General features: G+C 59.3%; 15 protein-coding genes. 8 read left to right on the forward strand and 7 right to left on the reverse strand.

The window, feature by feature from the left end:
- Positions 1-252: 252 nt before the first annotated feature.
- Together crcB and R2940_14025 are read left to right on the forward strand one after the other, a co-directional pair.
- Positions 253-624, forward strand: a complete 372-nt coding sequence (gene crcB, locus R2940_14020) for a fluoride efflux transporter CrcB (protein MEZ4600900.1) — start codon at positions 253-255, stop codon at positions 622-624.
- Between the two features lie 22 nt (positions 625-646).
- A complete protein-coding gene (locus R2940_14025; protein ID MEZ4600901.1) occupies positions 647-994 on the forward strand; it encodes a DUF190 domain-containing protein in 348 nt (115 codons plus the stop codon).
- A gap of 13 nt (positions 995-1,007) precedes the next feature.
- On the opposite strand, the gene R2940_14030 is transcribed toward R2940_14025, so the two are convergent.
- The 3 genes from R2940_14030 to R2940_14040 all read right to left on the reverse strand — a co-directional run bounded on the left by R2940_14030 (position 1,008) and on the right by R2940_14040 (position 4,584).
- Positions 1,008-1,865 (reverse strand): metal ABC transporter permease, encoded by an 858-nt coding sequence (locus R2940_14030; GenBank protein MEZ4600902.1) that lies wholly within the window; start codon positions 1,863-1,865, stop codon positions 1,008-1,010.
- Positions 1,866-1,998: 133 nt separating this feature from the next.
- A complete protein-coding gene (locus R2940_14035) occupies positions 1,999-3,054 on the reverse strand; it encodes a metal ABC transporter substrate-binding protein (protein MEZ4600903.1) in 1,056 nt (351 codons plus the stop codon).
- Positions 3,055-3,063: 9 nt separating this feature from the next.
- Positions 3,064-4,584 carry a hypothetical protein gene (locus tag R2940_14040; protein MEZ4600904.1) on the reverse strand — a complete coding sequence of 507 codons (1,521 nt, stop codon included), beginning with the start codon at positions 4,582-4,584 and terminating at the stop codon, positions 3,064-3,066.
- Positions 4,585-4,871: 287 nt separating this feature from the next.
- On the opposite strand from R2940_14040, the gene R2940_14045 reads away from it, so the two are divergent.
- Entirely contained in the window at positions 4,872-5,042 is a 171-nt protein-coding gene (locus R2940_14045) for a hypothetical protein (protein ID MEZ4600905.1), read from the forward strand.
- A 148-nt stretch (positions 5,043-5,190) separates the two neighbouring features.
- On the opposite strand, the gene R2940_14050 is transcribed toward R2940_14045, so the two are convergent.
- Complete coding sequence (locus tag R2940_14050; GenBank protein MEZ4600906.1) at positions 5,191-6,108, reverse strand: M23 family metallopeptidase; 918 nt, start codon at positions 6,106-6,108, stop codon at positions 5,191-5,193.
- Between the two features lie 261 nt (positions 6,109-6,369).
- Between R2940_14050 and R2940_14055 the strand changes: the two genes are divergently transcribed.
- From R2940_14055 to R2940_14070, 4 genes are all read left to right on the forward strand, one after another.
- Positions 6,370-7,770, forward strand: coding sequence for a radical SAM protein (locus R2940_14055; protein MEZ4600907.1), 1,401 nt, complete (start codon positions 6,370-6,372; stop codon positions 7,768-7,770).
- Between the two features lie 239 nt (positions 7,771-8,009).
- A complete protein-coding gene (locus R2940_14060; GenBank protein ID MEZ4600908.1) occupies positions 8,010-9,302 on the forward strand; it encodes a glycosyltransferase in 1,293 nt (430 codons plus the stop codon).
- Positions 9,299-10,024: a hypothetical protein gene (locus R2940_14065; GenBank protein ID MEZ4600909.1), complete on the forward strand. Its 726-nt coding sequence runs from the start codon at positions 9,299-9,301 to the stop codon at positions 10,022-10,024. Before R2940_14060 ends, R2940_14065 begins: the two co-directional genes overlap by 4 nt.
- 4 nt (positions 10,025-10,028) lie before the next feature.
- The gene (locus R2940_14070) at positions 10,029-11,675 is read left to right on the forward strand and encodes a thiamine pyrophosphate-binding protein (GenBank protein MEZ4600910.1); all 1,647 of its coding nucleotides are present in this window, start codon (positions 10,029-10,031) and stop codon (positions 11,673-11,675) included.
- Positions 11,676-11,766: 91 nt separating this feature from the next.
- On the opposite strand, the gene R2940_14075 is transcribed toward R2940_14070, so the two are convergent.
- From R2940_14075 to R2940_14085, 3 genes are all read right to left on the reverse strand, one after another.
- On the reverse strand, positions 11,767-12,294 hold the full coding sequence (locus R2940_14075; GenBank protein ID MEZ4600911.1) for a DUF6691 family protein: 528 nt from the start codon (positions 12,292-12,294) through the stop codon (positions 11,767-11,769).
- 8 nt (positions 12,295-12,302) lie between these two features.
- Complete coding sequence (locus R2940_14080) at positions 12,303-12,815, reverse strand: YeeE/YedE thiosulfate transporter family protein (protein MEZ4600912.1); 513 nt, start codon at positions 12,813-12,815, stop codon at positions 12,303-12,305.
- 74 nt (positions 12,816-12,889) lie between these two features.
- Positions 12,890-13,462 carry a thioesterase family protein gene (locus R2940_14085; GenBank protein MEZ4600913.1) on the reverse strand — a complete coding sequence of 191 codons (573 nt, stop codon included), beginning with the start codon at positions 13,460-13,462 and terminating at the stop codon, positions 12,890-12,892.
- A 320-nt stretch (positions 13,463-13,782) separates the two neighbouring features.
- Between R2940_14085 and R2940_14090 the strand changes: the two genes are divergently transcribed.
- Positions 13,783-15,603, forward strand: a complete 1,821-nt coding sequence (locus tag R2940_14090) for an acyl-CoA dehydrogenase family protein (GenBank protein MEZ4600914.1) — start codon at positions 13,783-13,785, stop codon at positions 15,601-15,603.
- Positions 15,604-15,777 lie beyond the last annotated feature (174 nt).

Consider the following 15,777-nt stretch of genomic DNA (forward strand, 5'->3'; position numbering starts at 1 on the left):
CTCTATCGAGTGGATACCGAGTATAACCTATCGACAAAATCCTTCTCAACCCCTATTTTGTTTCTCTCGAAGGGCAAATCTGGCTTTGATATGAATTCTGTGAGCTTCGGGTGCGACAGTCCGTCTTGAAGGTAGGCGACATGGAGAGCTGTTCATTGACAAAACTGAAGGGAGTTCGGATAATGGCAACCGGCCGCCAATGACCTTGTCAGGAACCGGACGAGCCTCACCCAATGAACCTTGGAGGTTGTGATGCAACTGACCTATATTGCTGTTTTTGGAGCGCTGGGCTGCCTTTCACGCTATTTTGTCTCCGGTTGGGTATACACTCTGGCCGGCAGAGGATTGCCTTACGGAACCTTGGCCGTCAACGTGGCGGGCTCCCTGCTGCTCGGCCTGGTCATGGAGGGCGGGCTACGCAGCGCTCTGTTGCCGGCCGATATCAGGATGGGCATCACGACCGGCTTCATGGGGGGATTTACGACGTTTTCGACCTTTTCCTTCGAGACCGTGCGATTGCTCGAAGAGGGCAGCCTTCTGGCCGCCGGAGCCAATATTCTGTTGAATGTCATCGTCTGTATCGTTTTTGCCGGAATCGGGATCCATCTGGCCCGGCAACTTTAGACCATTTCAGAGAGGCCCTATTATGAAACTCGAAGGAGAACAGACCTTGATGCGCATCTTCATCGGCGAAAGCGACCGGTGGAAGACGAAGCCGCTTTACGAGGCGCTGGTAGAAATGTTGCGTCAGGAAGGTTTTGCCGGGGCCACGGTGCATAAAGGCATCATGGGCTTCGGTTGCCACAGCCGACTCCATACCGACAAGCTGCTGCGCCTGTCGGCCGACCTGCCCGTCATTGTGGAAGTGGTCGATAAACCGGAAAAGATCGAGACCATCATGCCCCGGATCGACGGCATGATGGGGGGCGGGATGATCACCCTGGAGAAGGTCCACGTCATCCGCTATCGCAAACCGGACGGCACCTGCGTATAGAACTGTCACGCCTCTACTGCCTCTCGCCCGGGTTTTTTCGGGTAAAGAGAGAAAGCTTGCAACCAAGGTAGCGACCAGCCGCCCCTATCGCCAGCAGCAGCCCGAAAACGGCCACGATGGCCGGACCGGTAGGCAAATCCCCCCTAACGGAAAGGAAAAGGCCCGCGCTGCAGCCGAGAAAACCCAGAGACCAGCCGGCCAGCAGACGGGGCATGATGCGGTCCAGGAACAGCATGGCGCAGGCGGCCGGCACCACCAGCAGGGTAAAGACCAGCAGGACTCCTGCAATCGCCACGGAACTGGTCACCACCAGACCGAAGGTGGCATAGAAAACCAGATCCCAGAACCAGATGATCCGTCCCGACGCGCGGGCTGCATTGACATCGGTGGATATCTCAAGAAACGGCTTGCGCAGGAAAAAATGCACAGCCCCCACCGCAAGATAGAGAGCGAACGTCTTTCCCACCTCTGCCCAGCCGACAAAGAGAATGCTGCCCAGCAGCATCGCCTTGATCTCCTCCTGGCCGTGTACCGACCGGTCCAGAATCAACACCGCCACCGCTGACGCCACCGCGTAGGTGATGCCGATGACCGCCTCCTGGGGAATGCGTTCGTCGCGGAAGCGGCCCAGAGCGAAGACCGCCGCCCCCACGAAGGTAAAAGCCAGGGAATAGCCGAACGCAGCCACGCTGCCCGGCTCGTGTCCAGACAGCAGGGCCACCGCTCCCCCCAGGGCGGCTATCTGGGCCAGCGCCAGATCGACGAAAATCACCCCTCTCAGGACCACATGCAGTCCGAGATAGCAGTGAATACCCGCCAACACCAGGCAGGCCGCGAAGGAGGCTGCCAGCAATCCGTAAAAACCGTCCATATTTCAAATCCTTTATCCCCGGAAAACATCCTCCAGCCCGCCGAGAGAACAGACACGCAGGTCTGCCCCTACAATTTCCGATCCTTCCGGGAATCGCTGCAGGGGCGGACCCGTGTGTCCGACCGTCGCCCCATTATTTCCCGGCTTCGCCCAACCCGGCAGCCACCGCTTTGACCACCCCGTCAACCCCGGCCAGGTAATCGTAGTCGGACTGTCTGCCGGTGGAGGAAACAGCCGCCCGGACCACCTTGGCGCCGATCTTGTCCGCGACCATTCCGGCCGGCTTTACAGGGTGCCAGGGTTCCACCAGAACGACCCGGACCCCGGCCTGACGGCCTTTATCAATGACCCGTTTCAGATGGCTCGGACTCGGCGGAATGCCGGGCCGGGGTTCGAGCTGACCGATGATGCTCAGGCCAAATCGGCGGGCGAAATAGGGCCAGCTTTTGTGATAGGTCAAAGCCGGACTGCCATGGAAGGGCTGCAGGGTGCCGAGCCAGCCGCCGAGCAGATTCTCCTCCCTCTGTTGCTTCAGAAACGCGGACAGTTTGCCGTATTGGAAAAGCAGGGCTATTTTCTCGAAATCGTATTTGCCGGCCAGCTCCCGACCGATCATCAACTCGCCCATCCGGTTTTGAAGAGTCTTGTAATTGCCCTCGTAGATCTCCCTCCCTGCCGGGTCGAGAGCGGCCAGCCGATCGCGGATCAAGGCGGCGACCTTCAAACCGTTGAGCGGATCCGTCAGGTAATGGGGATTGCCGTGGGGATGGACATCCCCCATGCTCCGGTCCAGGGTGCCGGACGGCACCTCCATCGGGGCGATCACCCGCGAGGCGTCCAGAAATCCCTTTTCTCCCGGTTGAACCCGGGCATTGCGGGAATTCTGCAGGAGATAGGGGGCCCATCCCTCCTCCAGTTCCATCCCGACCTGAATGAACAGGTCGGCCTCGCTCAGCAGCTTGATAAAGCTCGGTTTGGCATCCAGGTAGTGGGCATCCTCATTCCCCTTGGCGAGCACGGTGACAGAGACCCGGTCACCGCCGACGGAGCTGGCGAGACTGCCGAGTTCGACTACGGTAGCACAGATTTTCAGGGGGGCGGCCAAAACGGCCCCCGGCATCGCCAGTCCAACCAGCAGGAGGAACCAGCTCAATAGGGCGGCGACTGAAAAAGAAGATTTGCATTTCATACTCTCCTCCTAATAGCTGTGCGCCGGGTGGGCGCCGATCAGTACTTCCAGTCCCAGCCAAACGGAGTGCACAACGTCATCCAGGTGATCGGCATCGTCAATGTTGTACTGCAGACGCAAGCGGGAAAATTCCGACGGGCTGAACACCACCAGCGGGGAAATGCGCCAGCGGTCGTCGCGATAGGGATCGTCGCTGCGCCCTTCGAAGGCCCCCTCGTGGGTCAAGCTGGCGCCGCTTCCGGAGGCGTATTCGTAACGCAGACCGGCAGCCCAGCGGCCGGTAAAGCCGTAGAGCCCCTGCAAATAGAAACCCCAGTCCCGCAGGGTGTCGCCGGCGATCTCCTCTATTTCGCCATCCTCCTCGACGACGGCATTGTCCGCCCGCAGATCGCGCTTGATGAATTCCCCTTCAAGGCGGAAAAACGGGCGTCCCTGAACGTTGTCGGAAGGCATCCACTTGCAAAGAAAATCGGCGCCGTAGATCCAGGTTTCACCGTCGGGCCCGGTGAAGTTGGGCCCGTGCAGGCCCGACAGCCCCACTTTAGTCGTCCAGGTGGAGGACAGATCGAAGGCGTTTTCCCAGCGCACCAGGTAGACCAGGTCGCCAAGGCCGCGCACCTCCTGGTCCACCAGGGGCCGCCGGCCGATGCCAAACTCGTGGTCATGCCCTTCCTCACCATGGTCGTCTCCATGTCCATGATCATGCGCCACCTCGCCGCCGAGGAAACTGGCCATGAACTCCCCGTCCGCATTCTGTACGCCGGCGTGCAGCACCGAATACCAGGGGGTACCGAGCATTTTTGATACCCTCATTCCCGCGCCCCGCATCCCTTCTCCCCCAAAGATACGGGTGTTGACCACCGGCTGGTCCATCCAGATCCAGGCGTGGGGATGAGTCGGGTTGATGCGCCCGAATTCCGTCAGGAAATAGCCGGCTTCCAGCTCCAGACCCCATGGCAGGCTCAGGGTACGGGCAAAGGCCTCCTCCAGCTCGACCGCATCCTCCGAGGCGAGGATATGGGCTTCGGCCTGGAAATAGGGATCCACGGCCCCTATGAGGGACAGTTCGGCCTGCTGCAAAGTGAAACCTCGCCGCTTTGGATCATGTCCTCCCCCCTGCAAAACCTTTATGACTTCGTCCCTTTCCGAGGAGGTCCCTGCGGCCACCAGGATATCCAGGGAAACGTCGATGAGACGCAGCCTGGCCCCGCGGCCGAGTTCCACCGAAGCCAGGTCCGTCCGGTCTTCCTCCCTTTCCGGAACCCTCTTCTCAGCCGCGGGCAGGGTTTGCAGCGCCTCTTCCAGAGGGTCGACGGGGACGGCCGTTTTTTCTTGCGGCATCACCTGTTGCTGCAACTGCCGAACGGTTTCCTTCAGAGCCCGGTTTTCCTGCTCCAGCGCATCCAGGCGCTGCATGATCACCTCCAACTGGTCGGTCTGGGCTGCTTCAACCTGCCCGCAACTCAAAAGAACCAGAGCGGTCGGCAACAGACAGACTGCAGCCAGAAGCCGCAATTGTACCTTTGGCATAAAACTCTCCTTGTCAAAAAATACTCTTCACGGGGCCCTTCGGACCCTCTCAAAAGCAATCGCCTTCCGGATCGAAAGCGAAAAACAATGAACAGAAGGATTCAAAGCGACAAGGGAGGTGCCCGGGGTGAAAAAGGGGTCCAGACGAGGGAGCGAACGGTTTGGATTTTGGGAACGGAGAAAAACCTGTGGACAACTTGTGAAGGGGCGGGGTATCGGCAGGCAGTGCCAAGGACGGGGGCTCCGATCCGCGCCAGGGATTGACAGAAAGGACAGGTGGATGGATCGTGCCGGTGGGGGAAGCCGCCCCTTTCGCCAACCTCAGGAACGCTGCCTGTGACATCCGCGCCCACCGATGGCCGCTGCTTCGCAGCAGGACAAGGTCCTGTTTCATGACCGAGATGAAAAAGCTGGAACGGGAGCAGACCCAACTGGATGAACAGGGCCAGCATCGTTAGAGCAGCCTTCGCCATCCTGATTGTCGTCGGCATCCCTTTTAACATGATAATTCCAACCATTGAATTGCATATGAGCCGATGGGCTCATTAAGAGTGGCACCTTGATAATCCTAGTGCATTCTTTTCAACTGTCAACAGGTGCCACCTCTCACCCCTCTTTTTCCGGGCCTGAGTCCCTGGCACCGGTCGCCGCCGTCAAGGTCAAGGGGTCGACCTTGACGCCATGGACTCTCGCTCCCCAGTGAAGATGGGGCCCGGTGGAACGGCCGGTGGAACCCGCCAGGCCGATGGTCTGTCCGGTTTCCACCCGGTCCCCCGGCCGAACTTTGAACTCCGAGAGGTGAAAATACATGGTCACGATGCCCATTCCATGATCGATATAGACCGATTTGCCTGAAAAAAAGTGCTCCTCGGCCAGGACCACCACCCCTCCCGCAGAGGCAGCCACCGGTTGCCCCATCGCCGCCCGCAGATCGACACCGGAATGAGGACTGCGGGGCTTTCCGTTCAGAATGCGCTGAAAACCGAACTGCGACAGCACCTTTCCTTCTACAGGAATTATAAAGGCCTCCTGCCACAGTGGGTCTGGCCGCAGCCCGGCAAACATCTTTTCCAGCATTCTCTGTTCCCGCTGATGCCGTTCCAAACTCGCCTGGTCCAGAGTGACTTTACTTTCGGGCAGGGTAAGACGCTGTACGGGAAACTCCCGGGGAAGAACCTGAAAGGAAAACATATCCCTGGTCACCTGCCCGTCCTGACCGGTAACAGTCAATTCCAGAGTCTTTTCACCGGGCTTTTCATCCCGGGGAATGCCGAAAAATGCGGTAAAACTCTCTTTCTTCAGAGGCATCAAGCGGATAAGGGAGCCGTTCCAGATAACACTGGCCGAGGCAACCTTTTCACCGGGGGATATTTCGACCCGGCCCACTCCTCCCGGAAAAAGCTCCCGGGTTTGCAGGGACACACTCCACTCAGCAGCCGCAGCGATGCTGGGGCCTGCGGCAAGCAGCAAGAAGACCAGCAGGATGAGGGCGTGCCGGAACAACTGATTTTTTTTTATTGCCATGGCCCCTTCTCTCAGAGCAAAAACCTGTTTTTTCTGCACAGTACCAGAAAATTTATTAGAAAGCCTGGGTGGCTTCGGCACATTCTACATCTTTTCAGGAAAAATCGCGACCAGGGGCTATAAAAAAGGCGAGGGCCATCCCATTGCTGCACAAAAATCCCTACCTCTATGTGCCAGAAATCGACTATAGTTCGCACGTTTAAAGACACTATCAACGGGAGCCAATTTTTTCACAAGGGGCAGGGAACCGTGAGCAATCGGATGGCAATGCGTGCCGGATTCATCGCTCGAAATCAGCAGGAGTACGGCGATCGTTACAATGAGCTGCGTTTTATTTCACCTGATGAAGCGGAAGCAGCCTCGACCCGCCGAAGGCAGCTGCTGGACGCACTGGAGGGCCGGGCTCTGACAGGCTACGGCGGCACCAAGCTTGACTGTTCCGACCTTTCCCCCGGTTGCCGCATCTGTGCCGAGGGCGGGTGGTCCTGCCTGTTCATCAATGGCCGCTGCAACGTGCGCTGTTTTTACTGCCCCACCGCGCAGGATGAGATCGGCCTTCCGACAACCAACACCGTCGAGTTTCGCACCCCGGCGGATTACGTGGCCTATCTCGAACGCTTCGGTTTCAGCGGCGCCAGCATCAGCGGCGGCGAGCCCTTTTTGACCTTCCAGCGGACCCTGGCCTTCGTCACCGCCATCAAAAAACGGTTCGGCACGGCGATGCATGTCTGGCTCTACACCAACGGCACGCTGGCTGACTCCGACAAACTGGGGCGGCTCAGCGATGCCGGTCTCGACGAAATCCGCTTCGATATCGGCGCCACCGGGTACAGGCTCGACAAGCTCCGTCTTGCTGCCGGCATCATCCCCACTGTGACCGTGGAAATCCCTGCGATTCCCGAAGATCTTCCACTCTTGAAGCAGAAAATGCTGGAGATGGCGGAGGCCGGCGTCGGCCATCTCAATCTGCACCAGTTGCGCCTCACCCCTTACAACTTCGACCGGGTCGTTGCGCGGGGCTATCGCTTTCTCCACGGTGAAAAAGTGACGGTGCTCGACTCGGAACTGGCGGCCCTGGAACTTCTGGAATACGCCATCGATCATAAGATCGGCCTGCCGGTCAACTACTGCTCCTTCGTCTTCAAGAACCTCTACCAGGGTTCGGCAGCCCGCAGAAGAAACGCCGCCTTCCTCATCAAACCCTTTGAATCCCTCACTCTTAATGGCTTCATCCGCTCCCTGACCCTGCTTTCGAATCCGGAAACCCTATCACGGCAGGTGGAGATTTTCCGGCAGCAGTGCGGCGGGGCCGAAAAATGGGCTTTGAGTTCCTCCCGGGACCGGCTGACCTTCCACCCTTCCCTCTGGCCCCTGGTCGACCTGTCCGATTCCCGGTTGCTGGTCGGCTATGCCGCCTGCCGCCAACTTCCCCGGGTGAGCTACCAGAATCCCTTCCTGACCGTCAAGGTCAGCGAGCGACAGCAGGTCATCGTCGAACGGGCCAAGTCGATCCAGGACGTCCAGCTGTCGGGGAGCGAGGCCGAACTTTTCTACCGGATCTTTCTTGGCAATCAGCATCCCCCTTCAGACCTGAACGAAGGTCCTTTGGCCGGGCCGGCCAGATTCGAATTTATTCCAGAAGGATTGCAGGACTACTATTAAAGAAACCTGGATATCCAGCTGCCTGGACGGGATACATCGGGGTGGGGTCGAGTTTTTTCGATACCGGCCCCGAAAAATCTGGAAAAGATTTCCGCAGCACAACAGGGAGATCAGACATATCGGGGCCTGTAACAGAAGGTCTCTACTGGCGGTCCGCGGAAAACCCGTTACTATTGAAACATTGCAAGGTATTGAAACCCTTGCCCTGCAAGTATTTAACAGGAGCGGGAGCGGGTCGGATGAACATTCTCATGATGACCAATACCTTCACTCCCCATGTGGGAGGGGTGGCCCGCAGCGTCGAGACCTTCAGCGAGAGCTTTCGACAACTCGGTCACCGGGTCCTGGTTTCCGCCCCTTCCTTCGAGGGCTACCAACCGGACGAACCTGAAGTCATCCGTTTCCCCGCCTGGCAGCATTTCTACAACAGCGATTTCAGCGTACCCATGCCGGTTCCGGGACGTCTGCTGGCCGCCCTGAAGGATTTTCAGCCGGACATAGTACACTCGCATCACCCCTTTCTGCTGGGAGACACAGCGCTGCGCGTCGCCGCCCAGCGGGGTTTGCCTGTCGTCTTCACCCATCACACACTCTACGAACGCTACACCCACTACCTGCCCCTGGATTCTCCGCGGCTGCGAAGGTTCGCCGTCGAACTGGCCATCGGCTACTGCAACCTTTGCGATGCCGTGGTAGCGCCAAGTGCGTCAGTGGCGGACTGTCTCAGGGATAGGGGGGTGAAGGTTCCTGTACGGGTGATTCCGACGGGAGTTGATACGGCAATGTTTGTTGGAGCCGACGGCCGAAGGTTTCGAAGGCGGCATGGCATACCCCAGGATTTTTTCCTGTTGGGCTATCTCGGGCGCCTCAGCTCTGAGAAGAATTTGCGCTTTCTGGCCGAAGCCGCCCTCTCCTTCCTTCATCGTCATCCCCGGTCCGGCCTGCTTTTGGTCGGTGAAGGAACCGCCAAACAGGAGGTTCTGGCGCCCTTCGAAGCCGCCGGCCTGAGCCATCGGCTTTTTAGCCCGGGCCTTCTTCAGCGGGATGAGCTGGCGGAGGCCTATCGGGCCATGAATGTTTTCATCTTCGCCTCGAAAAGCGAAACGCAGGGGATGGTTTTGACGGAGGCCATGGGGGCGGGAGTTCCGGTTGTGGCCCTCGATGGACCGGGGGTGAGGGACATTGTCCGGGACGGCAGAAACGGCCGGCTGCTGCCGGAAGAGGAGATCGCTCCCTTCGCCGAGGCTCTCGAGTGGGTTCTGAATCTTGCCGATGACTGTCTGCGCCAGCTCATGCAGGAAATTGCGGAAACCGCCCAGGCGTTTTCAATGGACGGAAGTGCCGCGAAAATGCTCGATCTTTACCGGGAGCTGGTAGAGAACGGGCCTCGTCAGGAGGCGCTGAACGGACCATTGACGGCCCTGCGTCAGCGATTCGAGGAAGAGTGGAAAATTTTGCACAATTTTGCCAATGCCATCGGCGGGGCCATGCGAACTTCGGCATCCCTGGAGCCTGACGGGAATCCCGAGTGAGTAAAAAGGGTCAACATGAGGACAGGTTGGCTTTCGACGAATCCGGGATCCCTTTCGCCAAAAACCGGACAGCGTGCCTGACGGGGAATCTCTTTGCCGGGTTGTTACAGGCCTGGGCCGCCTCATGGCAGAAGCATATCCAGGGATTGGAAGGGATCGACGCGATGATCGAGCGCGGGGAACGGACCCTGATTCTGTTCTGGCACGGCAAATACCTGCCGCTGTTCCCCCTGATGAAGCAAAAAAAGGCCTGTGTGCTGACCAACAGTTCTTTTCGGGGCAGGGTCATCGGCCAGGTGTGTCGCCGCTTCGGCTACCATTCGGTCCATCTTCCTGAGAAACCTGAGAAAAGATATCTGTTCACTCTGCGTCGTGCCCTGGCCGATCACCCTCTTTGGGGGACCGCCGCCGATGGCCCGACAGGACCCTGGCATCACATCAAGCCGTCGACCCTGGAACTGGCCAGCCGGTTCAATTTCACCCTGTTGCCGCTCGGAGTGGCGGCCAATCATTGCTGGCAGTCGAAAAGCCGCTGGGACAGGATGGAAATGCCCTGGCCCTTTTCGCGAATCGCCCTGGTCATCGGGCAACCGCTTCGGCTGCCGGAAAACCTCGATCCCGTCAGCTCTCCCCCATGGGTGGAACACCTGCGGGAGAGCCTGGACAGATGCCATGAAGAAGCGGAACGACTGATCGGAAAAAAACACGACAAAAAAGGATAGTGCCATGAAACCCCCGACAACCGTCAGCGAATATCTTATCTACCGACTGCATGAACTGGGCGTCAGGCATGTCTTCGGCGTCCCGGGAGACTACGTGCTCGGGTTTTTTCGACAACTTGAAGACAGCCCCCTGCAGGTCATCAATACCTGCGATGAGCAGGGGGCGGGGTTTGCCGCCGATGCCTACGCCCGTCTGCACGGCCTTGGCGTGGTCTGCATCACCTATTGCGTTGGTGGCATGAAAGTCGCCAACACAACGGCTCAGGCCTTCGCGGAAAAATCGCCGGTTGTAGTGATCAGCGGCGCCCCCGGCCGGCGGGAACGGCAACGCAACCCCCTGCTCCATCACAAGGTACGGGATTTCGACACCCAGCTGAATATCTTTCGTCATCTCACGGTGGCAGCCACCGACCTGATGGATACCCAGAACGGCTGCCGGGATATCGACCGGGTCCTCGAAGCGGCCCTGCGATACAAGCGCCCGGTCTACATCGAACTTCCGCGGGACCTCACCGCCCTGTCCTGCCCCACCTATCGCCAAAGTTTCAGCACCGATCAGCAGAGCGATCGGGATGCCCTCCGGGAAGCGCTAGGCGAAACCCTTTCACGACTCCGTCAGGCCAAGCAGCCGGTCTTCATTGCCGGAGTCGAAATCTCGCGTTTTCAACTGGAACAGCCTTTTCTGGAAATGGTCACCCGGACCGGCATCCCCTTCGCTTCGACCCTGCTGGGGAAATCCGCGGTCAATGAGGATCATCCCCTTTACCTGGGAGTCTATGAAGGGGCCCTGTGCCGGGAACAGGTGCGCCGCTATGTCGAGGACAGCGATTGCGTGGTGCTCTGCGGCGTCCTCATGACCGATGTCAACCTGGGCATCTATACCGCCAAGCTGAACCAGACCCAGTTGATCTCCATCGGCAGCGAAACCACCTCCATCGGCTACCACAGCTATCCGGACGTTTTCCTCGCCGATTTTCTGGAAGGTCTGTCGGCGGAAGATCTGCCCGACCGTCAGTTCGACCTGCCGCAAGAACCGGGGATGGGCGAGTTTTCCGCAACGGATGAACCGATCACCATCAACCGCCTTATTCAGGCATTGCAGCATCAGTTGGACAAGCAGATCGTCCTGCTGGCCGATCCGGGCGAAGCGCTTTTCGGTGCTGCCGAACTGAAAATGCACCATTCCGGCGCCTTCATCGCATCGGCTTACTACACCTCCATGGGATTTGCCGTGCCCGGCGCTCTCGGGGCGCAGATGGCCCGGCCGGACCTGCGCCCTGTGGTGCTGGTGGGGGACGGCGCCTTCCAGATGTCCGGCATGGAATTGGCCACCGCCGGACGTTTCGGCCTCACCCCCATCGTCATCGTGCTCAACAACCGTGGCTACGGGACCGAACGGCCCATGCTGGACGGCCACTTCAACGACATCCCCCTGTGGAGATTCAGCCGGCTGCCGGACTTCCTCGGCACCGGCCGGGGCTACGAAATCCATACGGAAAAAGAGTTCGTGGACGCCCTGGCCCGGGCTCAGGCCGATCGATCGAATTGGGCCATCCTCGAGGTCCATATTGACCCGAAGGATTGCTCCGCGGCCCTGAAGCGGTTGACCGCCGCACTGGGAGAAAAGGTGCGGGAGAACTCCTGTAAATAAAAAAAGGGCGGCATCCCTAGCGGCGCCGCCCTTTTTTTATTTAAAACCCTATAGGACATATGCGTCCTATGGGACCTATGGAAAATCTTTCTCAGAGCCCCTTCTTCTCAAACCAGACAAACAGCGGAATCACCAGGACAAACATCACCGCAATGATGATCCAGTGGTTGACGCCCAGCATTTCAGGCAGGGAGATCTTGCCGAAGTCTCCCCAGCTCATGACGGTCCGCTTCAAGCCCGGATAGAACTCGGCAAAAACTCCGGCACCGAAAAGCATCCCCAGTATGGCCCAAATCGAATCCCAGCGGCCCTCTCCAAGGGCACCCAGGGAGGTTCCCGGACAATAGCCGACCAATCCCCAGCCAACGCCGAAAATCAATCCGCCAATGATATTGCTTCCCAGCACCGCGGACTTGTGCTTCAGAGCCAGCAGGCCGAGGTCGTTGAGCAGATAGATGCCCACCATCCCGACCAGTATGGCGGACAGCATGAACTTGACGATGGTCATGTCGATGAGGCGCAGGGCGCCGAGCTGTTTGTCATAGCGCAGCACGCGACCCTTCTGCAGCAGAAAACCGAACAGTATGCCCGTCACCAATCCCCAGATCAGAAGATTCATATGTCACCTCACTTGTAGACCAGCCGGGCCACGACGACACCGCCGGCAAAGAAACAGACCAGAGCGATGAAGCCACTGGCTGAAAGCTGCATCAGACCGCTCAGGCCATGGCCACTCGGGCAACCTCCCGCCATCCTCGCTCCGAACATGAGGATCACTCCCCCGACGAAAGCGGTCAGCGCTCGGCTGAACGTGCTGCGGGCGCCGAACCGGGCCTGCCACATATCAGGCACAGCCTGCCAGCGGAAGGAGCCGGAGGTGACCGCTGCGATCAAACCGCCGAGCAGGATGCCGACCACGAACATCCACTGCCATTCGACCTTCGGCGCTTCCTTGATGTAATACTCCATCCTCGCCACCCGCTCGGGATCGAACCATTCCTGAATCATCCCGGTAGTGCGAACGAAAGAGGTCGAGGCGCCGAAAAATTTTCCGGTGAAAGCGACCGACAGCACCGCGACCAGGCCCGACAGAGCTCCGGCCAGATAGGGATTCCAGATACCTTTGTCCGATGTCTGCATATCATTCCTCCTTGGAATCGATGCATTAATGATATTCTGTTTCTCATATGTTGCAAGTAGCCTTCAACCTCCGGCTACCCCTGCTTCCCCTTGGCTCGGGGAGGGATCGGACAAACCGTGGCATAGTGATCCCTCTTGTCCCCCAGCAGGCATTGCCAGCCGTTGACGATGGCGGAACAGGGGGGAGGACTGCCCTGGTAGCCGGCCAGGAGCGCCACATCCCTCGGTGGAACCAGTTCCCCGCGCCGGATAAAGGCGGCCCGTGCCAGGCTCACCGCATGCAGGGTGTCGCCACTCTCAAACCGCTGCTCGAGATAGAAATACTTCTCGTCCCAGGTCACCATGCGGGTGGTGATGTCGAATTTCCGCAGGGGCGGCAAAGGTCTGATAAAAGTGATCTCCGTGGCGTTGAGCACCGGCATCCAGCGCCGACGCAGCAACTTGCCGAGCAGTTTCATGCGCGCCAGATGCTCGATGCGGGCCACATCCAGCAGGCTGAAATACCGGCCGTTGGTTAGATGCATATTGACATCGCAGTCGGTGGGCAGCACCCGGAACGATCGCCGAAAGACACCTGTCAGATCGGCAGCCTCCGTCAGGAAGATGAGTCGCAGCAGCATCCAGAAAAGGCGAAGATAGAGGTTCATAAAGTCAAGCCTCGTAAGGCGTGAGGGGTGAGGGGTCACTCCAAACCCTCAAGGCTTCAGGCAGTTAACGATTTTACCCATGGGTAATTAAGCTTTTGGAATAACGGTATGAAAGATACACCTTTCTCTACGATGGCATCAAGTTCATTATAATCGGGTCGTGTTTCCCTTCAAATTTGACAATGGCGTAAATACCGGTAATAATTGAGATAAATGAACAGAGAAGGGCTCGTTTCCGCCCAAGGACGAGGGGGCTGAAATGCTCTTCGATCGGATGGAAAGGTTCGGTTACTCCATCCGTTAAACAGGGAGGAGTTGCAATGCAAAGTGACCCCCGCGACGAGAAAAGGGCCCTGGAAGCAGCCGAAGCCGCCCGCGAAACATCCTGGCAGCAGCCCAGTTTCATCGGCGAACTTTTCATGGGCCGGTTCCGTACCGAACTGGTGTTCCCCTTTCCCGAACAGGACGAAACCGACCGCCGGGCCGGGGATGCAATCCTCGCCCCTTTGAAGACTTTTCTCGTGGAAAAAGTCGATGCCGACCGCATCGACCGGGAAAAGGAAATTCCCGCCGAGGTCATCGAGGGCCTCCGCAACCTCGGCCTGTTCGGCATCAAGCTGCCCAGGGAGCATGGCGGGCTTGGCCTTTCCCAAATCAACTACAACCGCATCATCCAGTTGGTGGCCGGCCATTGCGCTTCCACCGCCGTGCTTCTTTCGGCCCACCAGAGCATCGGCGTTCCCCAGCCTCTCAAGCTGTTCGGCACCGAGGAGCAGAAACGGACGTACATGCCCCGACTGGCAGGCGGAGCGATCAGCGCCTTCGCCCTGACCGAGCCGGGGGTCGGCTCCGATCCCTCGAAAATGTCGACAACGGCGACCTCCGTTGAGGACGATTCGGTCTATCTGCTCAATGGCGAAAAGCTCTGGACCACCAACGGTCCCATCGCCGAACTGCTCATCGTCATGGCCCGCACCAACGACCCCAAGGCGGATCGTCCGGAGATCACGGCCTTTATCGTCGAGGGGGACAGTCCCGGTCTGACCGTCTCCCACCGCTGCGACTTCATGGGGCTGAAGGGGATCCAGAACGGCCTGCTGAAGTTCGATAACGTGCGGGTGCCGAAAGAAAACATTTTGCAGGGGATCGGCCGTGGTCTGGCGCTGGCCCTGCGCACCCTCAATACCGGCCGACTGACTCTTCCGGCAGCCTGCGGCGGGGCGATGAAGCAGGTCCTGGCCATGTCCCGCGACTGGGCCGGCGAGCGGGTTCAGTGGGGGGTGCCGGTGGGTCGCCACGAGGCCGTCGCCGCCAAACTGGCCGCCATGGCCACCGATCTGTACGCGGTGGAAAGCCTGACCTGGCTGACGTCGGCCATGGCCGACCAGGCAGTCACCGACATCCGCCTGGAGGCGGCCATGGCCAAGATGTTCTGCAGCGAGGCGCTGTGGCGGACCGTGGACGCCGGGATGCAGATCCGCGGCGGACGGGGCTACGAAACCGCCGATTCCCTGCGGGCCCGAGGGGAGAAGCCGATGCCGATGGAGCGACTGCTGCGGGATGCCCGGATCAACATGATCATCGAAGGCACCAGCGAAATCATGCGCCTGTTCATCGCCCGCGAAGCCCTCGATCCCCACATGAAGGCGGCCGGGGTCACACCGACCTCCCAACGCATCGACCTGGTCGCCGCAACCAAATTTTATGCCGGCTGGTATCCGCGCCTCTGGCTGCCCTCCTTCAGCCTTCCCGATGTCCCGGTTGCGGGCCCTTTGCGGAAACATCTGCGCTACCTGCAAGGGGCCACCCGGCGCCTGGCCCGCGATCTGTTCCACATGCTGGCCCGGCACAGCCAGAAACTCCAGCGCCGGCAGCTGGTCCTGGGCCGCCTGGTCGACAGCGGCGCCGAACTGTTCGCCATGACGGCCGTCATTTCCCGAGCCTCCGCCGCCGGAGAACCGAAGGCCGTGGAGCTGGCTGATCTTTTTTGCCGCATGGCACGAAGGCGGCTGCGGCAGCTGCACCGCAACCTCTACTGCAACGACGACCGCCACCTCGGCCCCCTCGCCAAAAAGATTCTCGCCGGAGATTTCGCCTGGCTGGAGGACAATATGGTCAAGGAGTGGGAGAAACGGGGATAGGCTCGTGGCTCGTGGCTCGTGGCTCGTGGCTCGTGGCTCGTGGCTCGTGGCTCGTGGCTCGTGGCTCGTGGCTCGTGGCTCGTGGCTGATTTTGACTTTGCCTTGCCTTTGCCGTCAACTCCCCTGTGACGCAGCCGGAGCGAAGCGGGCGGCGGGCGAAAAAGGCGGAAAAAC

The organism is Syntrophotaleaceae bacterium, assembly GCA_041390365.1.
In the GTDB taxonomy this organism is placed as follows: Bacteria; Desulfobacterota; Desulfuromonadia; order Desulfuromonadales; family Syntrophotaleaceae; genus JAWKQB01.